This window comes from Streptomyces sp. NBC_01017, from assembly GCF_045162795.1.
GTDB lineage: Bacteria > Actinomycetota > Actinomycetes > Streptomycetales > Streptomycetaceae > Streptomyces > Streptomyces machairae.
In genome coordinates, this window is the sequence record NZ_CP108683.1 from 5360195 (window position 1) to 5381525 (window position 21331).

The window sequence follows — 21331 nt, forward strand, 5'->3', positions numbered from 1 at the left end:
CGGCTCCCGTGGTGTCGATGGCGTGTGGGCAGTGTGCTGGTGATACAAGCGTTTGTCAGGGTTTTCCCGGAGGAATGCCACCCGAGAGTGACAAGCGAGGGCATGAGCCCCGGCGGCCGTGCCGTCGACGTACGCGGACGCGACGATGAGCGGGCCGTAGCCCTCGCCGGCACCCAGCAGCTGCCACGGTCGGAGTGGCTGAACATGGTCGCGCGGATGCCCGACTTGTAGGCGCCGGTACCGAGGACCAGGTCGCTGACGGTGTGCCCCACCGCCTTCAGGCAGAAGCGCAGGATGGCGTTCGCACTGATGCCCGGCGGCAGGAACTCGCCTCGGGCCGCTGTGTGGCGTAGATGCCAAGGGCGGTCCGCGCTTGGCGACGTCCGCGCCTCCCGGTTGTTCGGTGCCGGGGACCGGCCTGCCGAACAACCCCGCTCGGCGGTCGACTGGTCGTGGGACGTGGCCAGGACGGCCATGGCGCGGTCCGAGCCCCGCCAAGGGGGGAGGGCTCGGCCCGCCGCTCCCGCTTGTCGCTCTTGTCGTACACGACCCGCTGAAAGGGAGTCATGGACCGACGACTTCGCGCCCGGCACCTCGCCGTGGGGCTCGGCGCGGCGGTCCTCGGGCCGGCGCTCGCGGCGGCCACGGTGAACGCCGCAGCCGGACGTATGACGACCACGGCGGCCGGCCCCGCGGTGACCGCCGCCGAGCGGTACGGCTGGGGCGAGCCGCTGCCCCAGGGGTCGGACGAGTTCGACTACGGCTCCGAGGCCGAGCCCGCGGTACCGGACCGCGACCGGTGGCGCCTGGCGGGCGGCGGACCCGACACGTGCTGGCCCGGCCACGGCGACAACGGCCGCCGCTGCGACGTCAACACCCGTGTCGTCGGCGGCATCCTGCGCATGACCGGGGAGGCGGACGGCGACTCCGGCTGGCTCGCCTCGTCGTACGGCCGGAGATACGGCAGGTGGGAGGCCAGGGTCCGCTCCCGGGCCACCGCCCCGGACAACGGGCGGCAGTACCACCCGCTGCTGATCCTGTGGCCGGACTCGAACCGGCACCCCGAGGACGGCGAGTACGACTACCTGGAGAACGGCGCCCCGGGCGAGCAGTGCGCCGAGGCCTTCCTGCACTACCCGCACCCCGAAGGCGTGCCCGTGCAGCAGGAGTTCGCGCAGCGGTGCGGCGTGGATCTGACGCAGTGGCACAACGTCGCCGTCGAGTGGACCCCGGACCACGTGCGGGGCTTCATCGACGGCGAGGAGTGGTTCCGCTTCGCCGACGGGGCGAACGACGACCGCGACTGCATGCAGTGCGCCCCGTCGATGCACCAGACCATCCAGCTCGACAACTTCCACGGTGACGACCTGCAGAGCGCGGTCTACGAAGTGGACTGGGCCCGGGTCCACGACCTGCCGGACAACGAAAGCATGAGGTGAACGCGATGCAGAGCTCTCCCTACCAGCCCGAGCAGGCCCGCCCGGCTTCTCCCGGAGGGGTGCGCATGCCCGGGGCCGTCGTCTTCGTCCTCGTGGTCGTCGCCGTGCACGCGCTGGGCACGGCGTTCGGCGGCTGGGCGGTCGTCGAGGAGAACCGGAGCAAGCAGGAGCACGGGCAGGACCTGCTCATGCCGATGGGCATGGCCTGGTTCCTGGCGCTGTTCTGCTGGGGCCTGGCGGCGCTGCTGATCGCCTGCGTCGTGCTGGCCCGCAAGCGCCGCGGCTGGGTCCGTGTGGTGCTGATCGTGTGCCTGTCGTTCGTGGCGTTGTCGACGGCCGTCGCCTTCCTCGGCTCGCTGGCCTCCGGGGCGCCCAACCTCGCGACGTTCGTGGTCGCCGGCATCGACGTGGCGGCCCTGTGGATGGTGAGCGGCGCGACGGGCCGCGGCTACTTCTCCGTGCGCAGCCCGGCGTCCCCGTACATCCAGGGGTGACGGGCCCATGGACTCCCCGGCCCAGGAACTCCCACGGGCCGGCGGACGTTTGCAGGAGGACACACGGAACACATGCAACACACGCAGTCGACCTGAACGACATGGGCTGAAGCCGAGGTGGCACGGATGGCGATGTGGGATCGGATCAAGGACCAGGCCAAGGGTCTGCAGCAGCAGGCACAGGCCGGGCGGAGCTCCGGCGGGCACGGGCGGCCGGGTTCCGGGTCCTCGGGAGGATCCAAGGCCCAGCTGGTGAGCGCGCTCAAGACGCAGCTCACCTCCCTCAAGACGGAGCTGAAGAGCGGCGCCTACCGGGACGCCAGCATGGCCATGTGTGCCCTGGTCGCCGCCGCCGACGGGAATGTCGACCCGGCCGAGCGGCAGCATGTGGAGTCGCTGATCCTGAACAACGACGTCCTGCAGAACTTCCCGTCCGAGCAGCTGCGGCAGCGTTTCAACAAGCACGTCGACCAGCTGTCCTTCAACTTCCAGCAGGGCAAGACCGAGGCCCTGCAGGAGATCGCCAAGGCCGCGAAGAAGCCGACGGAGGCCCGGGCGGTCGTCCAGACCGGCTTCGTCGTGGCGGGCGCGGACGGCTACATCGCACCGGCGGAGGAGCAGGTCCTGCGCGAGGCATGCTCGACGCTCAACCTGTCCCCCCAGGAGTTCGGCCTCTGACGCCACCTCTCCACCACTGGCCGCTATGTTGCGCCCATGACATACGCGGGGAATGTGGAGAACGAGGTCCGGCGGATCAGGCCCCAGCAGTTCCATGAGACCGCCGGCCTGGAGGACTGGCGCGTCGTGGGCGAGGGGGCGTGCGCGTACTTCCGTACCGGGTCGTTCGCGGCGGGCGTCCAACTGGTGCGGGCCATCGGTGAGTTGGCGGCCGCCGGGAACGGCGTTCCGGACGTCGACGTGCGGGCCGACGCCGTCGACGTCCGGGTCGTCACGCTCACCGACGAGTACTTCGGACTGACCGAGCGGGACGTCGAGCTGGCCCGGGAGATCTCGGCCGTGGCGCGGCGGCTGGGCATCCCGGCCGACCCGTCGGCCGTGCAGACCGTCCAGGTCACCGTGGACGCCCTGGACGGGCCCGCGGTGGTGGCGTTCTGGCGTGCACTGCTCGGCTACGAGGACCGCGCAGGCAGCCCGGAGGACCTGGTCGACCCGAGGCGCCGCGGAGCGCCGTTCTACTTCCAGGAGCTGGACGCCCCCCGCCCCCAGCGCAACACCCTGCACGTCGACGTCTGGGTACCCCACGACCGGGCCGAGGCCCGGGTCGAGGCGGCGATCGCAGCGGGCGGACGGCTGGTCGACGACACCCACGCCCCCTCGCTCTGGATACTGGCCGACCCCGAGGGCAACGAGGCGTGCGTGGGCGTGGCCGGGCCGCCGGCTATGCGTGGTGCGGAGGATGAGGCGGCGGGGGCGGCATAGTCGTCAGGTCGGGAGCCGGCTCCGGCCAGACCAGCAGGAGCGGGCACGGGGCGTGGTCGACGACGAAGCGGCTTGCGGGGCCCAGGCTGTGGGGTCCCAGGGTGGCGCGGTCGCCGTCCCGGGCCAGGACGAGCAGTTCGGCGCCCTCCGTAGCGGCGACGACCTCGCGCTCGACGCGGCCGGAGCGCTCGACGCGCGTGCAGGGGCGGTCGAGACGCTCGGCGGCCGTCTGGAGGAGGCTCTCGGCGGAGGCGGCGGCGAGGTGCTCGACGCGGGTGCCGGGGTCGCGCTCGGGGTGGCCCCGGCCGAGCAGCCCGGCGAACGCGCCGTGCGCGGCGTCCGCGACCTCGTGCCCGGTGACGTGCAGCAGGACGACCTCGGCATCCTCGGGCGCGTGCCGGCGCGCGGCGTCCACACAGGCGGGCCAGGTGCCCTCGACGATCCAGACGACCACCGTCATGGGATCAGCCTCCTCCGATCACGGCCAGTGAGGCCCACAGTGCCGGCACCGCGGCGAGGAGGCTCGCCGGTACGGCGTACAGACCGAGCCGGGTGAACTCCCCCAGCTCCACCTCCGCGTCATGCGCGTGGACGATACGCCGCCACAGCAGGGTGGCGAGCGAACCGGCGTAGGTGAGGTTGGGGCCGATGTTCACCCCGAGCAGCACCGCGAGGACCGCGCCGGGGCCGGAGCCGGCGGCCAGTGGCAGCAGGACCAGCACCGCGGGCAGGTTGTTGATGACATTGGCCAGCACCGCGGCCAGCGCCGCGATCCCGAGCAGGGCCGCAAGCCCGGTGCCGTCGGGGATGAGATGGCCAAGGGCCGTGTCGAGCCCGTTGTCGACGACCGCGCGGACCACGATCCCGAGCGCCAGCACGAAGGCCAGGAACGGCACCGAGACGGACCGCAGCAGCGCCTTCGGGGACGTACTGCGCCGCAGCAGGGCCCGTACGGCGAGGACGACCGCGCCGGCCAGCGCCGCCCAGGCGGGATCGATGCCGACGGCCGACGTCAGCACGAACCCGGCCAGCGTGCACCCCACGGTCACCAGGGCGAACAGCGGCAGTTCGGGGGCGTCGGCGGTGTGCGGGGCCTGCGCCCCGGCGTCCAGGTCGGTGGCGAAGAAGCGCCGGAAGACGACGTACTCCACGGCGATCGCGGCCACCCACGGCAGCGCCATCAGCGCGGCGAACCGGGTGAAGCTGAGCCCGCTGGCGGCGAACGCCAGCAGGTTGGTCAGGTTGGACACCGGCAGAAGCAGGGAGGCCGTGTTGGAGAGGTGCGTGCAGGCGTAGACGTGCGGCTTGGGGCGGGCCCCGAGCCGGGCCGCCGTCGCGAACACCACCGGCGTGAGCAGCACCACCGTGGCGTCCAGGCTCAGCACGGCCGTGATCGCCGACGCGGCCAGGAACACCTGCATCAGCAGGCGGCGCGGCCGGCCCGCGGCCGTACGTGCCATCCACGCCCCGCAGGCCTGGAACAGCCCCTCGTCGTCGCAGAGTTGGGCGAGGACCAGTACGGCCGCGAGGAAGCCGATCACCGGCCCGAGCCGTTCGGCCTCGTCCAGCGCGTGGCCCGGGGAGATCGCGCCGGTCGCCACCACCAGCGCCGCGGCCGGTACGGCGACCACGGCCTCCGGCCAGTTGAAGGGACGGACGACGGCACAGACCAGCACGAGCACGAGCATGGCCACGGACAGCGTCTCGGCGAGCGGGGTGTTCAGGTTCGGTCCTTCCGTGCAGCGACGGCCGGGCCGCCGGTGATCACGCCGCACGGTACTCCGCGAAGGTAAGCCGAGCCCGAGGTCGGCTCCCCGACGCCCCGGCCGGCCGCACCGGCGGACCGTCAGACGTCGCCCTGCGCCTCCCCGTCCGGCCGGAAGGTGACCGCGTGGCCCGAGAAGCGGGCGCTGAGGCCGTCGGCCGTGGGGGTGACCGAGCGCAGGTGCAGGCCTTCGGGGATGTTCCGCAGCTGGATCGGCCGCTCGAAGACCTTGTCGAGGACCGCGCTCCCGACACCGGGCAACGCGCCGCCCGAGACGGCGAAGTCGTCGAAGGCGATGCGGTTTCCGGAGTCCGCCGCCACGGTCGTCGTCACGGTGATCTCCTCACCGAGGGGCAGGAGGACGACCGCGCTCACCCGGCCCGGGCGGCGGCCCTGGGAGATCTCCAGGCCGAGCGCGTTCGAGACGTCCGCGTACGACAGGAAGGCGGTGGCTTCCGCGCTGCGGGCCCGTGCCTCGCTGTCGTCGTCGGACTTCGTCAACCCGTTGAGCCGGAGGCGGAGTTCACTCACCGGCAGGGGGCGCGTGGTCCCGCGGGCCGGTATGTCGTGGGCGGTGATGTCGACATGGTCCAGGGGGCCGGAGGCCGCCTGCGTCACGACGGGGAAGCCGCGGACGTGCACCTCCGGCTCGACGGGTGTGTCCATGCCCTCCTGGAATGCCTTCGCCGTACGTGACTCGATGCGCGCCGCCACGAACCGGTCGGCGGCGACGGGGAGGAGGGTCAGCGTGAGCAGGGCGGCTACGGCCATGGCGGTGACTCGTCGTCGGCTGCGGTGGCGGCGGGGGCGGTGGGGCTCGTTCGGATCCATCGGCTCGTGCGGGGTGTACGGCTCGTAGGCGTAGTCGGGGCCGTAGCCATGGTCGGGGTCGTAGTCGGGGTTGTACTCGTAGTCGTGTCCGTGCTGTTGGGACCTGCGCATGCGCGGTGGCCTCCTCAGTGGGGTCGGTGGGGCGGGCGGATCCGGTCGGTGGCGTGCAGTTGCCGGACCGTGGCGGCGGCGGTGTCGCTGTCGACTCCGGCGGCGATCAGCGCGGCGGTGGCGGCACCCGTGCCGTCGTCGGCCCAGATCCCGGAGTTGACCGTGCCGAGCAGGGCGAGCAGGTGGGCCTCGATGGCGCCGCTGAGCGGGCCGGGCGGTACGGCGCCGTGGAAGACGCCCTGGCGCTGCCCCTCGGCGAGGATGCCGGCGACCCGCTCGCGGGCCGGGGCGAGCAGGCCGCTCACCTGCGCGCTGCCCAGGTCCTGGCGGGCGAGGCCCATCAGCGTGCGGTAGCAGTCGCCGACCGGCCACAGGGTGAGGACGAAGTGGGCGAGGGCACTCGCGGGGCCGGGGTCGGGTGCCCCCGGGCCGGTGGCGCCCGGATCGCCCCCGCTCGTACGGGTCCCGTGGGTGTCGGCCCCGTGCGTGGTGGCCTCGTGCGTGTCGGCGACAGCAAGGCGTATCGCCTCCGCCGCCTCCCCCGCGAGCCCCTCCACCAGCGCCGCCCGGCCGGTGAAGTGCGTGTAGACGGTGCGCCGTGCCACCCCGGCGGCCTCGGCGATGTCGCCGAGGCTGCACTCGGGGTTGCGGCCCAGTTCCCGCAGGGCCGCGTCCAGGATGCGGGCGCGCGTGGCACGCGTCGTACGGCGGCGGCGTACGGGGTGCGGGGCTGTCGGGGTGGTCACGTCGGCACCTCGGTGCGGAGGGAGGGGTCGGGTGGGCTCACCGGCGATATTTGCACATCGACGGGCAAGAAACTAGTCTGCTCACTGATGTGCAAATAACTCGCCCTCCCTGGGAGTCCCCGTGCCCTTCCTTGCCACCACACCCGTCGAGAAGATGACCGGGCCGTACACACGGCGCTGGTGGGCACTGCTCGTGCTCTGCCTGAGCCTGCTGATCGTCGTCATGGCGAACACGTCGCTGATCGTGGCCGCGCCCGACATGACCCGGGATCTGGACCTCACCAGCAGTGACCTGCAGTGGGTGATCGACGGCTACACCGTCCCGTACGCGGCGCTGATGCTCGTCCTGGGCGCGATCGGCGACAAGTACAGCCGTCGCGGCGCCCTGATCGTGGGTCTGCTGATCTTCGCGGGCGGGTCCGTGATGGGCAGCCTGGTCGACGAGACGGCGCTGGTCATCGCCGCCCGCGCGGTCATGGGAGTCGGTGCCGCCGTCGTCATGCCGGCCACCTTGTCCCTGCTGGTCGCGATCTTCCCTCGCGGTGAGCGCGCCAAGGCCATCACGGGCTGGACCGCCACCTCGGGCCTGGCCATCGCCGTGGGCCCGCTGGTCGCCGGCTGGCTCCTGGAGGACCACGCCTGGGGGTCGACCTTCCTGATCAACGTGCCCATCGCGATCGTCGCCGTCGTCGGCGCGCTGGCGCTCGTACCGCCGTCGAAGGCGGCGGGCATGGGCCGGATCGACTACGTCGGCGGGTTGCTGTCCATCGTCTCCGTCGGCTCCCTCGTCTACGCGGCCATCGAGGGCCCGCACTTCGGCTGGGGCGCCGGCCCGATCGCCGCGGCCGTGGCCGCCGGTGTCGGCCTGCTGGCCTTCGTCGCCTGGGAGCTGCGCCACCCGCACCCGATGCTGGACGTGCGCAAGTTCGCCCAGCGGCCGTTCAGCGGCTCGATGCTCGCGGTGCTGTTCTTCTTCTTCGGCACCTTCGGCGCGCTCTACTACGCCACGCAGTACCTCCAGTTCGTCCTCGGCTACGACGCGCTGGAGACCGGCGTACGGCTGCTGCCGCTGGCCGGTGCCGTCTTCGTCGGCGCCGCGGCGACCGGGCGGCTGACGCCGAAGCTCGGCGTGAAGGCCATGGTCGTCTCCGGCATGCTGATCGGCACGGTCGCCGTGTTCCTGCTCACCCGGATCGACCAGGGCTCCTCGTACACCGACTTCCTGGCCTCGCTGATCATGCTGGGCTTTGCGATCGGCCTGAGCGTGTCCCCGGCCACCGACACGATCATGGGCTCGTTCCCCGAGTCCGAGCTGGGCGTCGGCGGCGGTGCGAACGACACCTCGCTGGAGCTGGGCGGTGCCCTGGGCATCGCGATCCTCGGCTCGCTGCTGGGGACGGCGTACCGCGACAAGCTCTCGGACCTGATCGGCGGCCGGCTGCCGCACTCCGCGCTGGAGACGGCCCAGGACTCGGTGGGCGGCGGTATCGCGGTGGCCGAGCAGGTCGCGAAGAACCCCGCCGGCGGCGCCCAGCAGGCGCAGGCCCTCATCGACGCGGTGCACGAGGCCTTCGCCCACGGCGTCGCCCGGACCAGCATGATCGGCGGGATCATCATGGCCGCCGGCACGCTGATCGTGCTCGCCGTCCTGCCCGGCCACCGCAAGGCGGGCAAGCACCGCTCGGAGGACGCGCTGGAGAAGCCGGAGCCCCAGGAGACGCAGGGAACGCAGGAGACCCGCGACTCGCAGGAGGCTCACACGGGCGGCGCCGTCTGAGCCGCCGCCACCCCTGAACGGGCCGTGCCTTGAGCGGCACACGGCCCCGGACGGTGCCGGGAGGGGACGCCCGGCACCGTCCTTCCCCTGTCGGGGGACGCTGTCGGGAGACGCTCGCGGGCTACGCGCGGATGACCGGGGATACGACGCCTCAGGCGTCGGCGGCGTCCGGCACCGGGGCCACCGTCGGCGCGACCGCCTCCGCCACGGCCCGCGCCCGCTCCTCCGGCACACCGGCCGCTATCAGCGTGACGATGGCGACCCGGGTGCCGTCGTCCTCCAGCACCCCGGTGTTGACCGACTCCAGCAGCGCGACCGTCATCGCCTCCAGCCCCGCGCTGAGCGCGGCGGCCGGCAGGTGGGTGTGGAAGACGCCGTCCCGCTGACCCCGCTCCAGGATGGCCGTGGCCGTGGCGCGGGCCGGCGCCAGCACCTCGGCCACCCGCTGCGCACCCAGGTCGCGCTGAGCCAGCGCCAGCAGCAGGCGGTAACGGTCGCCCACGGGCCACATCGAGAACGCGAGCCGGGCCAGCGACCGCTCGGCGGGCTCCCCCTCGACGGCCTGCACACCGGAGGCCAGCGCACTGCGCAGACTCTCGGAGGCCTCCTCGGCGAGGGCTTCCAACAGCGCCTCGCGCCCCGGGAAGTGGCCGAAGAGAGTGCGCCGTACGACACCCGCGGCGCGCGCCAGTTCCTCCAGCGTGACGTCCGGGTTCCGGCCGAACTCCCGGCGGGCCGTGGCCAGGATGCGTGCCCGGTTGGCCCGCGCGTTGCGGCGCAGGGGCTCGCGGGCGACGGGCTTGGTCACAACAACCTCGATGGATCAGCGCTGAGCAAGTGGGACACCGTGCGGACACGGACGTGGAGCACCGGCATTCTCGCACGGAGGGGCCCCGCCGCTCATGGGGTCGCCCGCTCCCCGGCGCCGTGCGGCTGGAGCGGCAGGGCCGTCGTGACCTCGAAGCCGCCCTCGGGGCGCGGGCCCGCCCGGAGTTCACCGCCGATGGAGTGGGCCCGCTCGCGCATGCCCATGACGCCGAAGCCGTGGAGCGCCCCGGTCCCGGGAGCGGGGCCGGCACCGGCTGCGGCGGGGCCGTCGTTGACGACCGTGATCAGCAGGCGGGAGTCGGAGTAGCTGAGTCCGACGGTCGCGGCTTCCGTGGTGGCGTGCTTGGTGACGTTGGTGAGCGCCTCCTGCACGATCCGGAACGCGGTCAGGTCCACGCCGGGGGACAGCGGCTGCGGCTCCCCCTCCGTGGTCACCGTGACGGTGACCCCCGCCGACGCGCACGCGGAGACCAGCTCGGGCAGCCGGGCCAGCCCGGGGGACGGTTCCAGGGGGGCGGAGTCCGGGTCGCCGTTCTGCCGCAGCAGCCCCAACGTGGCCTTCAGCTCGCGCAGCGCGGAGGACGTCGTCCCGGTCAGGTCGGTGAGGATCTTCTGCGACTGCTGCGGGCTGGTGAGCATCAGGTGTGCGGCTGTGCCGGCCTGGGCGTTGGCCAGGGCCAGGTGGTGGGCCACGACGTCGTGCAGCTCGCGGGCGATCCGCATGCGCTCCTCGGTGACGCGCAGCCGGGCCTCCTCCTCCCGGGTGCGTTCGGCGTGCTCGGCACGGGCCTGCACCGCCTGGAGGTAGGCGCGCCGCAGCCGCGTCATGTTGCCGGCGGCGAGGGGCAGCAGCAGCCAGAAGAACGGGCCGATCGTCCTGAGCAGCAGCGAGAGGTGGTCCATGCTGTCGGAGATCGCCGCGGCGACGGTCACGGCCACCATGGTCGCGAGGCCGTAGGCGCGGGTCGTCGGGCGTTCGGTGAGGGTGGCCAGCCAGTAGAGCGCCGCCATGACGGGGGCCAGCAGCAGCGGGGTGAGCAGGTACCCCAGCGCGATCACGGTCACCGTGCACGCGGCGGCCACGACGACGGCGACGCGCGGATGCCTGCGGTGCTTCAGCAGGGCGAGGCAGGCCACGCCCATGAAGGCGACGGCGGTCCTGTCCTGGTCCGGCGGGTCGGCGCCGGGCAGGGTGAGCATGCTGCCGAGGGACGCGCAGCCCATCAGCGCCGCGACCAGCACCACGTCGACGACATGGGGGTGGCGGTCCGAGAACTCCTCGATGCGGTCCGCGTAGCGCCGCTCCGGGCTGGTACTCATCGTGCTCTCCGGTTGGTCGGCTGGGTCCATGGTGGACGCCTGCGCGCGAGGACGGTACGGACGGCGGACGGGACCGCCCGTGTCCTTCGTCACGGGCGGTCCCGGTGGGGGGTGAGGCGGACGGATCAGGTGCCGGGCGGACGGGTCAGGTGCGCGCCGCTTCCAGCTCGGCCGCCTCGCTCGGGGCGGGTTCCGCCGCGGACCGCCCGCTGAGCGCCTCCCCCTCCACGTCGACCCGGGGCAGGATCCGGTCCAGCCACTTCGGCAGCCACCAGGCCTTGTCACCGAGCAGGGCGAGCACCGCGGGCACGATCGCCATCCGTACGACGAAGGCGTCGAAGAGTACGGCGGAGGCGAGCCCGAAGCCGATCATCTTGATCATGGAGTCGCTCTCCCCGATGAACCCGGCGAAGACCGCGATCATGATCAGGGCGGCGGCCACGACCACGCGGGCACTGTGCCGGAAGCCGGACGTGACCGCCTGGCCGGGCGATTCGCCGTGGACGTACGCCTCCCGCATCCGCGAGACGAGGAAGACCTCGTAGTCCATGGCGAGCCCGAAGACGATGCCCACCAGGAAGATCGGCATCAGGCTCATGATCGGCCCGGTCTGCTCCACGCCCAGCAGTTCGGCGCCGTGCCCCTGCTGGAAGACCACGACGACCGCGCCGAGGGACGCCAGCACCGACAGCAGGAAGCCGAGGGCCGCCTTCAGCGGGACGAGCAGCGACCGGAAGACCACCAGCAGCAGCACGATCGCCAGCCCGACCACGACGATCAGATACGGGACGAGCGCGGCCTGCACCTTGTCGGCGATGTCGATGTTCATCGCGGTGGTGCCGGTGACCTCGAAGGTGGCCCCCGTCTCGGCCTCGACGCCGTCCCGTTCGCCCCGGATGGCCGTCACCAGGTCCTTGGTCTTCTCGTCGGTCGGCGCGGTGGACGGCACGACCGAGAAGACGGCGGTGTCACCGGCGTCGTTGAAGCGGGCGGGGGAGACGGACACGATCCCCTTCGTGCCGCCGATCTGCTCGGCGATCGTGCTGACGGCACCCTTCGGATCCGCGTCGCCCTTGGCGTCGACGACGACGGTCAGCGGCCCGTTGAAGCCCGGCCCGAAGCCCTCGGCGAGCGCGTCGTAGGCCCGCCGCTCGGTGGTCGACGTCGACTTGGCCTCGTCACCGGGCATGCCCAGCTGCAGATCCGTCATCGGCACGGCGAGCGCCCCGAGTCCGACGACGCCGAGGAGCAGCACGGGCAGGGGCCGGCGCAGCACGAACCGCGCCCAGCGGGTGCCGCCGTTGCTGACTTCGCTCTCCTCAATGAGGCCGCTCTTGCGGGCCCGCCGCGACAGCACCGCGTTCGGCCAGAAGCCGAGGAACGCCGGGACCAGCGTCAGCGCGATCAGTACGCCGACGACGACCGCGCCCGCCGCGGCGAGCCCCATCTTGGTGAGCATCGGGATGCCGACCACCGCGAGTCCGGCGAGCGCGATCACGACGGTGAGCCCGGCGAAGACGACCGCGGAGCCGGCCGTACCGACGGCCATCCCGACCGCCTCCTGCGGCGTACGGCCCTTGGCACGCTCCTCCCGGTAGCGCGAGACGACGAACAGGGCGTAGTCGATGCCGACGGCCAGGCCCAGCATCATGGCGAGGGTGCCGGTCGTGGTGGACAGGCCGAGCGCGCTGGACAGGGCGAGGATCGTGGCCATGCTGACGCCGACGCCTATGACGGCCGTCAGCAGCGGCAGCCCGGCCGCGGCGAGGGACCCGAAGGTGATGAGCAGCACGACGGCGGCGATGGCGACGCCGATGGCCTCGGCCGCCCCGCCCGGACCGCCGCCGTCGTCCATGGCGGTCCCGCCGGCCTCGACGGTCAGCCCCGACTCCTGGGCCTGCGTGAGCGTCCGCTCCAGATGCGCCTTGCTCGCGTCGGTGAGGTCGCTCGCCCCGACCTTGTAGGTGACGGTCGAGTACGCCGTCGTGCCGTCCTTGCTGACGGCCTGCGCCCGGAACGGGTCGACGGCACTCGCGACCTGCGACCCGTCGCCGAGCTCGGTCACGGCCTCCTGGACGGCCTTCTTGTTCTCGGCGGCGGTCACCTTCTGACCGCCGGGCGCGACGAAGACGACCCGTGCGGTGGCGCCGTCCGCCGTCGCGCCGGGGAAGCGCTCCTCCATCAGGTCGAACGCCTTCTGCGACTCGATGCCCGGCATCGAGAACTCCTCGTCGACGGCGCCCGGGGCCTTCAGGGCACCCAGTCCTACGGCGGCCAGGACGGCCGCCCAGACCAGGGCGACGTACCAGCGCCGCCGGAAGGCCAGACGGCCCACTCGATACAGGAAAGTAGCCACGGCAGGGGGTCTCCACATCTGGGACTCGAACGTGTGCCCAGGCTGTCCGGAGCGGGGGTGCCGTGTCGTCGTGCGGCTGCCGACAATCGGGGGTACTGAGAACGCAGTACGCAGCGGCGGCGGCTCAACCGTGGGTACGACGGCCCACGGTTCAGATCTCATACCCGTGTGTCCCGCCCGGGTCTCACCGGCCCGCTCCCACCGCGCCGATCTCGACCACGCGCGCCCACGCCGGCGGTGCGTCCGGTACGTACTCGGGATCGTCCTCGTCCCAGGAGCGGGCCGCCGCCCGTGGCCGGGGGAACAGCCCCACCACGGTCCGGCACGGCGGCCGGGTGCTCGGCCAGGGTGTCTGGCCGTCCGTCAGGACCACGACCACATCGGGGCGTGGCTGCGCACGCAGGGCTCTGGCGAAGCCCGCGCGCAGATCCGTGCCCCCGCCCCCGACCAGCAAAATTCCCTCGGCCCGGCAGACCCGGTGCACGTCCTGGGCCGCCGCGTCGCACGGCACCACGCTGACCAGGTCCCGCCGCCCGCCCACGGCCCTGGAGATCGCGGCGACCTCCAGCAGGGCGCTGCCCAGTTCGGCGTCGCTGACCGAACCGGAGGTGTCGATGACGACGCAGACGTGGGGCGGCCTGCGCCGCAGACTCGGCAGGACGGCGCCGGGCACCGAGGCGGAGCGGCGCGACGGGCGGCCGTAGGTGTAGTCCTCGCCGGCCCCGGGGCCACCGGCGGCCGACCGCACCGCCGCCCCCAGCAACTCCCGCCAGGGCTGCGGCGGATGGAACGCCTCCTCGGCCCACCGCTGCCACCCGCGCGAGGCGCTGCCCGGCCGCCCGGTGATGCCTTGCGCGACCCGGAACCGGACGGCGTCCCGTTCCTGCGCGCTCAGCCCATGCGCGCCGTCCGCCCCCAGATCCCACTCCCGCTCGAGCCCGTCGGCCCCGCTGCCGCAGTCCAGCCACGCGAAATCCTGCGTACGCGGTCCCAGCCGGAACTGCCGCAGGTAATCCTCCATGAGCTCGCCCTCTGGCAGGTGCAGCGTCGCCGGTTCGACGGCGCCGTCGGGCCGGGCGAGCCCGTCGCCGTACACGTCGTCGTTGATCTCGCAGTCCGCGGCGATGTTCATCCGCAGCCGCTCCCCGGGACCGGTCAGCCCGCGCTCACGCGCCACCCGGTCGCCGCGCCCGTGATGATCCCGCAGCAGATGCGACACCTCGTGCACCCACACCCCGGCCAACTCCTCCACCGGCGTCCGCGCCACGAACCCCGGCGACACGTAACACCGCCAGTGCCGGTCCACAGCCATCGTCGGCACCCGCCACGACTCGACGACGTGGAGGGCGAACAGGGCAGTGGCCAGATAGGGCCGAACCCGAGCGGCATGAAGCCGGGCGGCGAAGAGCTTCTCCCGGTCCAGGGGGCGGGGTGAGGGGTCGGGTGCAGGGTGGGGGGTACCTGAGGGGTCGCCACTCATGGAGCCCGCCGCACTCCCGCTCAGCGGCGCCCCGCCTGGCGCAGACCGCAAGGCGTCCCGACCGGCCCCGGCCGGATCCGCCGCCCTCAAGTGCCCCGCACCGCCGGACCGAACCGGCTCCGCGAGCGCCCCCGGGGAGCTCGCGCCAGGCACAGCCCGGCGCGCTCCCGACGGGCCCGCGCCCGCCGGCCGCACCTCCACCGACCCGGGCGCATCCCGGCGCGCCCCCGCCGCACCCCCGCTCATCGCCGCCCCGCCTCCGCGGTCACCGCAGCTGTCCGTGCCGCCGTGTGGTCCGCTCGGCGGGACAGGGACACCACTCCGGCGAGCCGGTCGAGGGAGGTCGGTACGTCCCAGTCCTGCCGGCGGAGGGAGGCGAGGGTGGTGGCGGGGACGACGACCAGGTCGGGGGCGCCGGTTTCCACGGCTCGGACCAGGAGCGCCCAGGCCGCGTCCCAGCGGGACTTGTCCGGCCGGGCCCGGACCGCCTCCACCACCCCGTCCAGCGCGGCCTGCCGCAGATCCCCCCGCTCGGGCAGCTCGGCGCTCGCCGGGTCGGCGAGGAGCAGTTCGGGGTCGGGCAGGTCCATCCGGTCGACGCTCGCCAGCAGCTCCAGCCCCGGCCCGTCCCCCACGGTGCCCCGCACCAGCAGGGAGAGCACCTCCCGCGAGGCTCCGGCCGCGGTGGCGAAGGCGACCAGGCACTGTGTCATCTCCCAACTCCGGGGCGAGGGCCACGGCCCACCCCGCCGCGCCTCACCGCTGGGCAACCGGTGCACCAGCCCCGGCCGCCCGGAGAGCAACCCGCACACAGCGCGCCGGGCGAAGTCCACGGCCCCCGCCAGCTTCTCCGGGTCGAGCCGCGGCAGGGTCGCCCGTGGCCAGGTGCCGCCCAGGCCGCGTACGACGACCTCGTGGTCGTGGGTCCACTGCAGATGCACGAACCGGTTGGCCAGCGGCGCGCTCAGCTCCCACCCGTCCGCCGCGGACGACCGCGGATTGGCGGCGGCCACGATCCGTACCCCCGGCGGCAGCCGCAACGCCCCGATCCGCCGCTCCAGCACGAGCCGCAGCAGCGCCGCCTGCACCGCGGGCGGCGCGGTCGACAACTCGTCCAGGAACAGCAGCCCCCGCCCGGCCTTCACCAGCCGCACGGCCCAGTCCGGCGGAGCCATCGGGACCCCCTGTTCCGCGGGGTCGTCCCCGATGACGGGCAACCCCGAGAAGTCGGACGGTTCGTGGACGCTGGCGATCACCGTGGTCAGCGGAAGATCGAGGGTGGCGGCGAGTTGGGTGAGCGCCGCCGTCTTGCCGATCCCCGGCTCGCCCCAGAGGAGGACGGGCAGGTCGGCGGCCACGGCCAGGGTGAGGGCCTCCAGTTGTACGTCGGGCCGGGGTTCGGTGGTGGTGGCGCGGAGGAGGTCCAACAGGTCGGCGGCGACGTCGAGTTGGGTCATGGCGGGCTGGTTCTGGGTGCATGTGGGCATGTGAGGTCACCTGTGGGTCTCGTGAGGGTGGGCGGGCGGGGTGAGATGAGGTGAGGTGAGGTGAGGGAAAGGAGCGAGGACGCCTTACGGATCCAGGCAGCTGCGGCGTGGCGCGGTCAGCGAAGTGCCGCGTGCCGTGGGTGCCCGCGCCGCTCACGGGGCCGGCCGCGTTCGTCGTACCGGATCCGGCCCGGACCGGGGCCGATCAACCCGGCCCGGAAGAGGCCGTAGGTGAGCCGCCGGCGCGCAGCGGCCTGCAACTCGTCCCGCAACGCACCGTCACGCAGCACCGCGTCCGGCCCCAACAGCCCCTCGACGACCGCCAGCGCACCGGCGGTGTCGCCGTGACAGAGCCGTTCGCGGACGTCGGGCAGACACTCCGGATGCCGGTGCGCCTCATCGATGGCCTGGAGACAGGGCAGCGGCGTTCCGGTGAGGGCGGCCAGCAGTTCTTCCCGCTGGATCTCGGCGGGGTCGTGGTCCAGGGGAGCCAGTACCCCGTCGACCGGACCGATCCGATGCCGGGCACCGCGGCACTCGACCAGACGTGGCTGCCCTGTCCGGTCCGGATCCGGGGACGGCCGTGACGGTCGGGACGGTCGTGACGGCGGCGGACGATCCGGTACGAGGGCCGCGGCGACCAGCGGATGCAGCCGATCGGCGTCGACAGCACCGGTGCGCAGCAACTCCAGGTCGGGCAGCACCCAAGTCGCCGCGTCCGGCAGCACCGGCAGCGCACCGGCACTGCGCTTCGTGGCCGCCGCGATCCGCATCGCGGCCGGCCCGGCGCCACCGACCCCGCACCCGCCCTCGTCCCGGTCGCCCTCCAGTTCCAGGACCAGCCGACGCCTTCCCCCCAACCGCACGAGCACGGCCTGGGCGGAGCGCCCCTCGGCGCGCAGCAGCAACCGCGCCTCGTGGGCCCACCGGTCAACGGCACAGCCACGCCCGTACGGCAGAGTCCCGAGCAGGTCCGGATCGAGCCCGGGCAGGTCACCGCCGGGCAGCCCCCCACCGGCCCGAATCCGCAGCTCACCGGCCCGCCGCGCATCCCACAGATGTCGGTGCAGATCGAACCGGAACCGTCGGCTGGGACGCGGATGCGGGTGGGTGTGAGTGTGGGTGTGGGCGTGGGGGTTCGATGCCCCGTCCCACAACCCGAGGCTGATCCGCTGCCCGGCATCGGCCCAGGCGGGCGGAGTCCGTACGACGAGATGCAGGCGACCTTTGCAACCCCGCTCCCCACCGCCGTACTTGGCCAGCGCGAGAGTCAGCCCGGGCCGCAACAGCCCGTCGGGCGCGATCCTCGGCATGTGCCAGCGCAGCAGGTCGGGGGCGAGGTGCCGTAGGTCGCTGCGAAGGCGGGCGGCGGTGTCCCGGCCGTAGTCCCGCAGCACAGAACGCAGTTCGAGATCGACGTCGACGCCGGCGGCGGCACAGGCCCCGGCCCAGTCCCCCGCCAGCCGGCGGGCGGTAGCGGTCTCGATCATGGCGGCCGGCACGGCGAACTCCCGCACGCGCGGCCAGAAGGAAAGCAAGAAGGAGGACAGGGGAGAAGACAGGGAAGGAGAGGAAGGCTCGGAGAGCCGGGTGTTCCCGTTCGCGATCCGAGTGCTCATCAGCACTCACCTTGCGCGGACGGGGCCCCCAATCTGTGAACAGAGTGAGTCGTCATCGCGGGCGAGCGTAATGCGGCCCGCGCAGCGCCGCGAGTCATTTTCGTTCACACGCACACGACTAACGCCGCGGCGTCCCCGTCACGTCCGTCGTCACGCCGCCCGTGGTCGGATCCACCGACGCCCCCGGCCCGTCCGGCGTCGGCGTCGGCGTCGACGGAGCGGCCGTGGGCAGGCTCGAACCGTTCGGCGTACGAAGGTCGGTGGCCCGGGCCGTCGGGGTGGGCTCGGAGGTCGTGGCCTCGGGTGGCACCGTCGGGGTCGCCGAGATCCCTCGCGGCGGCGACGGGGACGGGGTGGGCGGCGTCGTGCGGTCGGTCGCGGGCGGGGGTGCGAGCGGGGGCGCCGGGGAGGGCGGGGCGTCGGAGGTTCCCGAGGTGAGGGGGACGGCGACCAGGACCGCCGCGGCGCAGGTCAGGGCCGCCCCGATCGACGCACGGACGAGTCGGCGGCGCGTTGCCCGGCGGCGGATGGACTCGTAGCTGCCTTGCGGCGGGGCGAGGTAGTCCGTGGCGGGGCGCAGGATCACCGCGAGCGGGTCGTCGGGGGACAACTCCGGACCGTCCGCGTCTTCGTCAAAGCGTGTGGTCAAGGCTTCTCCTCAGGTGGACGCGGAGCAGTTCGCGGGCCGCGTGGAGGTCGGCCTTGACGGTTCCTTCCTTTCGTCCGGTCAGCACGGACACCTCCCGGATCGGCATGTCAGCGTAGTAGTGGAGCAGGATCGGCACGCGGAGGCGTTCGGGGAGGGACTGGACCAGCAGGCGGACGGACGGGTCCTCCTGCTCGGAGTGGGAGTTGACCGCGGCTTCGGTCGTGGCCCGGCGCATCGCCCGCCGTTCGCGCTCCAGCTTGCGCCAGTGGTCCCGGACCAGGTTCGCCGCGGTGACGTAGAGGAACCCGCGCGGCTCCTCCACCCGGCTCCAGCGCGCCCAGAGCCGGGTGAAGGCCTCCGAGGCGATCTCGTGGGCCGTCTCGTCGTCGTCGACGAGACGGCGGCACCAGCCGGCCAGGCGGGGGTAGAGGGCAGCGAACAGCTCGGACGCTGCCTCGTCGCGGGACCGTTTCAACGCTCTCCATGGTCGTGGGGAAGCTTGCGCGGCACTGAGGGGGATGCCGGGCCGACGGCGTACGTTCCGTCGGCCCGGCACCGGTTCCGTACCGGTACTGGGGGAGCGGGGTGCGGTCAGGGGGCCGTGGAGCTCAGCTCGGCGAAGACGATCACGTTGTCGCGGTACTCGTCGCCGGAGCGCGGGCCGCCGCACGTGATCAGCCGCAGCTCCGGGCGGTCCACGTCACCGTAGACGTCGTCCGCCGGGAAGTCCGCCTTGGCGACCGTCCGTACGGAGCTCACGGCGAACTCCGCCGATGTGCCGTCCTTCCTGCGCGCCACGATCCGGTCGCCCCGGCGCAGCCGCGCCAGGTCCCGGAACACTCCGTCCCCGTAGGAGCCGACCGTGACATGGCCGAGGATGACGGACGGGCCGACCTGGCCCGGCGTCGGTGAGTGCCGGTACCAGCCCGCCCGGTCGTCGGCCGTGATCGGCGGCACCTCCACGGTGCCGTCCTGCGCCAGGCCCAGCCGGATGACCGGGGTGTCGACGTCGATCGCCGGGATCCGGAGCCGGACCGGAGGCGAACTGCCCGGCGTGCGCGCGGAGTTCGAGGACGCCGAGGAGGACCCGCCCTCCTGCCCCTCCTTCGAGGCTTCCGTGTCCCTCTTCCTCCGGGAGCCCGCGGTAGCACTCTGTTCTGTGCCCTGGCCGCCGCAGCCCACCAGCAACGACGCCATCGCCGCCGTGGCGAACGCCCGCCTGGACAGCGGCATCATGCCCCCGGGGCCCGGCGACGCCGTACGACGAAGGCCGTCGCGCCCCCGGCGACGAGCACCGCGGCGGCGCCCCCGCCGATCAGCCCGCCCTGTCCGCTGCCGGAGTCCGAAGAGGTCGGCGTCACGCCGGTGTCGGGCGCCCCGGACGGCCTGACGGAGACCTGGCCGTCGTCCCGGGTCGGCGTGGCCGACGGCTCGGGGGTGGCGTCGGCCGGGGGACGGGTCGGCTCGGCGCTGGGGCTCGGGGCGTCCGTGGCGGGGGAGGTGGCCGTCGTGCTCGGGGCCGGGGTCGGGGTCGAGCTGTCGGCGAGCGCGGGGGCAGCGGTCGCGAACAGGGCCGCGCAGCTGAGTGCCATGGCGCTGAGGACGGTTCGGCGCATTGAGTCGCTCTCTTTCGTCGGCCCGGCCGGTACTGCCGTACCCGGCGGGCTGGGTGACGGGTCGAGCGAAGAGACGACGCGGCGGCGAGGCGGGTTGTAAAGAGATGGCAAAGCCGTCCGCCGCTACGATGGCGGCGTGACAGCCCGTGCGCAGCAAGACCGTGCGCTGCGGATCCCGTTGCCGGGGCCGTGGCGCATGCTTCTGCTGCTCGGGCTGCTCGCCGGGCTGTTCGGGATGCACGCGCTCGGCCCCGCCGACGCCGTCGCGGCCTCTGCGCACCCCGGACACGGCGCTCCCGTCATGAGCGCCCACCTGACGGCCGTGACCGACGAGTCCGCCTGCCACGGCCCCGACTCGGGCGGCGGGCACGCCCAGCATGCCGACCCGACGTGCGCGTCGAGTGCCGTCGGTGCGGGCCCCGTGCTGCCGGCCCCGGTGCCCGATCCGGCCGGCAGTGCCGTGGCGGTCGGCCTCGACGGCCGTTCCGTGGCCGCCGCGCCCGACGGCGGGCGGGCGCCTCCCTCACTGGCCGAACTGCAGATCCTGCGGACCTAGGACAAGGCCGAGCCGTCCCCCTCACCACTGAGGCGCACGGCACTCAGCCATGTCCGTGCCGCGCCCCGAGGGCGCCGCAACTCACGTACATCCGTACATCGCAGGAGTTCCAGCATGACCAGCACACGTACCGTGGTCCGTCGCGCCGCCCCGGCCGCGACGGCCGTCACCGCCGCACTCGTCCTCGCCGCCTGTGGGGGCGGCGACCACTCGGACACCGCTTCCGGCGCGCACCCGTCGTCCTCGACGAGCGCCCACGCCACCGCCGGCGCGCACAACGCCCAGGACGTCTCCTTCGCGCAGGGGATGATCCCGCACCACCGGCAGGCGGTGGAGATGGCCGGACTGGCCGCCGACCGTGCCTCCTCGGCCCGGGTCGAGGACCTCGCCACACGCATCGAGAAGGCCCAGGACCCGGAGATCCGGACCATGTCGGGGTGGCTGAAGGCCTGGGGCGAGGACGTGCCGTCGGACGCGCCCGGCATGGACGGCATGGACCACTCCGGCGGACACGGCGGTGGCTCCGGCATGGCCGGGATGATGGACCGGAAGGACATGGACAAGCTGGCGAAGTCCTCCGGCAAGGCCTTCGACTCCATGTTCCTGACCATGATGGTCGAGCATCACGAGGGCGCGGTGGAGATGGCCGAGGCCGAGAAGGCGAAGGGCAAGTACGCTCCCGCGACCGCCCTGGCCGACGCCGTCATCACCGCCCAGACGGCCGAGATCGACGAGATGAACAAGCTGCTCGGCAAGAACGCGGGCTGACGCTCCGACAGTCAGTGGGCCCGGGCCGCGCGAGGCGTCCCGGGCCCAC

21 protein-coding genes and 1 pseudogene are annotated in these 21331 nt (G+C 73.3%); 7 read left to right on the forward strand and 15 right to left on the reverse strand.

What is annotated here, in order from left to right:
• Positions 1-111: 111 nt before the first annotated feature.
• A pseudogene (locus OG331_RS24415) lies at positions 112-384 on the reverse strand (cell division protein FtsK); the annotation flags it as partial.
• 182 nt (positions 385-566) lie between these two features.
• On the opposite strand from OG331_RS24415, the gene OG331_RS24420 reads away from it, so the two are divergent.
• From OG331_RS24420 to OG331_RS24435, 4 genes are all read left to right on the forward strand, one after another.
• Positions 567-1439 carry a glycoside hydrolase family 16 protein gene (locus OG331_RS24420; protein ID WP_406199734.1) on the forward strand — a complete coding sequence of 291 codons (873 nt, stop codon included), beginning with the start codon at positions 567-569 and terminating at the stop codon, positions 1437-1439.
• A 5-nt stretch (positions 1440-1444) separates the two neighbouring features.
• Positions 1445-1933, forward strand: coding sequence for a hypothetical protein (locus OG331_RS24425; protein WP_406199736.1), 489 nt, complete (start codon positions 1445-1447; stop codon positions 1931-1933).
• Positions 1934-2059: 126 nt separating this feature from the next.
• Positions 2060-2611 (forward strand): tellurite resistance TerB family protein, encoded by a 552-nt coding sequence (locus OG331_RS24430; RefSeq protein WP_406199738.1) that lies wholly within the window; start codon positions 2060-2062, stop codon positions 2609-2611.
• A 36-nt stretch (positions 2612-2647) separates the two neighbouring features.
• Complete coding sequence (locus tag OG331_RS24435; RefSeq protein ID WP_406199741.1) at positions 2648-3373, forward strand: VOC family protein; 726 nt, start codon at positions 2648-2650, stop codon at positions 3371-3373.
• On the opposite strand, the gene OG331_RS24440 is transcribed toward OG331_RS24435, so the two are convergent.
• From OG331_RS24440 to OG331_RS24455, 4 genes are all read right to left on the reverse strand, one after another.
• The gene (locus OG331_RS24440) at positions 3333-3833 is read right to left on the reverse strand and encodes a universal stress protein (protein WP_406199743.1); all 501 of its coding nucleotides are present in this window, start codon (positions 3831-3833) and stop codon (positions 3333-3335) included. The genes OG331_RS24435 and OG331_RS24440 overlap by 41 nt on opposite strands.
• A 4-nt stretch (positions 3834-3837) precedes the next feature.
• A complete protein-coding gene (locus OG331_RS24445; protein ID WP_406210248.1) occupies positions 3838-5097 on the reverse strand; it encodes an SLC13 family permease in 1260 nt (419 codons plus the stop codon).
• Between the two features lie 122 nt (positions 5098-5219).
• Positions 5220-6080: a DUF2993 domain-containing protein gene (locus tag OG331_RS24450; protein WP_406199746.1), complete on the reverse strand. Its 861-nt coding sequence runs from the start codon at positions 6078-6080 to the stop codon at positions 5220-5222.
• Positions 6081-6094: 14 nt separating this feature from the next.
• Positions 6095-6826 carry a TetR/AcrR family transcriptional regulator gene (locus OG331_RS24455; protein WP_406199748.1) on the reverse strand — a complete coding sequence of 244 codons (732 nt, stop codon included), beginning with the start codon at positions 6824-6826 and terminating at the stop codon, positions 6095-6097.
• A 121-nt stretch (positions 6827-6947) separates the two neighbouring features.
• On the opposite strand from OG331_RS24455, the gene OG331_RS24460 reads away from it, so the two are divergent.
• Positions 6948-8603, forward strand: coding sequence for an MFS transporter (locus OG331_RS24460; RefSeq protein ID WP_406199751.1), 1656 nt, complete (start codon positions 6948-6950; stop codon positions 8601-8603).
• A 151-nt stretch (positions 8604-8754) separates the two neighbouring features.
• On the opposite strand, the gene OG331_RS24465 is transcribed toward OG331_RS24460, so the two are convergent.
• The 10 genes from OG331_RS24465 to OG331_RS24510 all read right to left on the reverse strand — a co-directional run bounded on the left by OG331_RS24465 (position 8755) and on the right by OG331_RS24510 (position 19958).
• Positions 8755-9411, reverse strand: a complete 657-nt coding sequence (locus OG331_RS24465; RefSeq protein WP_383234563.1) for a TetR family transcriptional regulator — start codon at positions 9409-9411, stop codon at positions 8755-8757.
• Between the two features lie 92 nt (positions 9412-9503).
• Positions 9504-10751, reverse strand: coding sequence for a sensor histidine kinase (locus OG331_RS24470; protein WP_406199753.1), 1248 nt, complete (start codon positions 10749-10751; stop codon positions 9504-9506).
• Between the two features lie 145 nt (positions 10752-10896).
• Positions 10897-13107: an MMPL family transporter gene (locus tag OG331_RS24475; protein WP_406199756.1), complete on the reverse strand. Its 2211-nt coding sequence runs from the start codon at positions 13105-13107 to the stop codon at positions 10897-10899.
• A 184-nt stretch (positions 13108-13291) separates the two neighbouring features.
• Complete coding sequence (locus OG331_RS24480; protein WP_406199759.1) at positions 13292-14587, reverse strand: DUF2201 family putative metallopeptidase; 1296 nt, start codon at positions 14585-14587, stop codon at positions 13292-13294.
• Positions 14588-14829: 242 nt separating this feature from the next.
• Complete coding sequence (locus OG331_RS24485; protein WP_406199761.1) at positions 14830-16074, reverse strand: AAA family ATPase; 1245 nt, start codon at positions 16072-16074, stop codon at positions 14830-14832.
• A 116-nt stretch (positions 16075-16190) separates the two neighbouring features.
• Entirely contained in the window at positions 16191-17693 is a 1503-nt protein-coding gene (locus tag OG331_RS24490; RefSeq protein ID WP_406199763.1) for a hypothetical protein, read from the reverse strand.
• 118 nt (positions 17694-17811) lie between these two features.
• Positions 17812-18342, reverse strand: coding sequence for a hypothetical protein (locus tag OG331_RS24495; RefSeq protein WP_406199765.1), 531 nt, complete (start codon positions 18340-18342; stop codon positions 17812-17814).
• A complete protein-coding gene (locus OG331_RS24500) occupies positions 18326-18817 on the reverse strand; it encodes an RNA polymerase sigma factor (protein ID WP_406199767.1) in 492 nt (163 codons plus the stop codon). Before OG331_RS24500 ends, OG331_RS24495 begins: the two co-directional genes overlap by 17 nt.
• 116 nt (positions 18818-18933) lie before the next feature.
• Positions 18934-19578, reverse strand: coding sequence for a class F sortase (locus OG331_RS24505; RefSeq protein WP_406199769.1), 645 nt, complete (start codon positions 19576-19578; stop codon positions 18934-18936).
• Positions 19575-19958 carry a sortase-dependent protein gene (locus OG331_RS24510; RefSeq protein ID WP_406199771.1) on the reverse strand — a complete coding sequence of 128 codons (384 nt, stop codon included), beginning with the start codon at positions 19956-19958 and terminating at the stop codon, positions 19575-19577. Before OG331_RS24510 ends, OG331_RS24505 begins: the two co-directional genes overlap by 4 nt.
• 136 nt (positions 19959-20094) lie before the next feature.
• Between OG331_RS24510 and OG331_RS24515 the strand changes: the two genes are divergently transcribed.
• Entirely contained in the window at positions 20095-20514 is a 420-nt protein-coding gene (locus OG331_RS24515) for a DUF6153 family protein (RefSeq protein ID WP_406199774.1), read from the forward strand.
• Between the two features lie 114 nt (positions 20515-20628).
• Entirely contained in the window at positions 20629-21282 is a 654-nt protein-coding gene (locus OG331_RS24520) for a DUF305 domain-containing protein (protein WP_406199776.1), read from the forward strand.
• Positions 21283-21331 lie beyond the last annotated feature (49 nt).

Coding starts and splice junctions, on each gene's coding strand:
- OG331_RS24420 (WP_406199734.1), top strand. CDS start 567: ATGGACCGACGACTTCGCGCCCGGCACCTCGCCGTGGGGCTCGGCGCG.
- OG331_RS24440 (WP_406199743.1), bottom strand. CDS start 3,833: ATGACGGTGGTCGTCTGGATCGTCGAGGGCACCTGGCCCGCCTGTGTG.
- OG331_RS24520 (WP_406199776.1), top strand. CDS start 20,629: ATGACCAGCACACGTACCGTGGTCCGTCGCGCCGCCCCGGCCGCGACG.
- OG331_RS24510 (WP_406199771.1), bottom strand. CDS start 19,958: ATGCGCCGAACCGTCCTCAGCGCCATGGCACTCAGCTGCGCGGCCCTG.
- OG331_RS24505 (WP_406199769.1), bottom strand. CDS start 19,578: ATGATGCCGCTGTCCAGGCGGGCGTTCGCCACGGCGGCGATGGCGTCG.
- OG331_RS24435 (WP_406199741.1), top strand. CDS start 2,648: ATGACATACGCGGGGAATGTGGAGAACGAGGTCCGGCGGATCAGGCCC.
- OG331_RS24425 (WP_406199736.1), top strand. CDS start 1,445: ATGCAGAGCTCTCCCTACCAGCCCGAGCAGGCCCGCCCGGCTTCTCCC.
- OG331_RS24470 (WP_406199753.1), bottom strand. CDS start 10,751: ATGAGTACCAGCCCGGAGCGGCGCTACGCGGACCGCATCGAGGAGTTC.
- OG331_RS24485 (WP_406199761.1), bottom strand. CDS start 16,074: ATGCCCACATGCACCCAGAACCAGCCCGCCATGACCCAACTCGACGTC.
- OG331_RS24450 (WP_406199746.1), bottom strand. CDS start 6,080: ATGCGCAGGTCCCAACAGCACGGACACGACTACGAGTACAACCCCGAC.
- OG331_RS24430 (WP_406199738.1), top strand. CDS start 2,060: ATGGCGATGTGGGATCGGATCAAGGACCAGGCCAAGGGTCTGCAGCAG.
- OG331_RS24480 (WP_406199759.1), bottom strand. CDS start 14,587: ATGAGTGGCGACCCCTCAGGTACCCCCCACCCTGCACCCGACCCCTCA.
- OG331_RS24490 (WP_406199763.1), bottom strand. CDS start 17,693: ATGAGCACTCGGATCGCGAACGGGAACACCCGGCTCTCCGAGCCTTCC.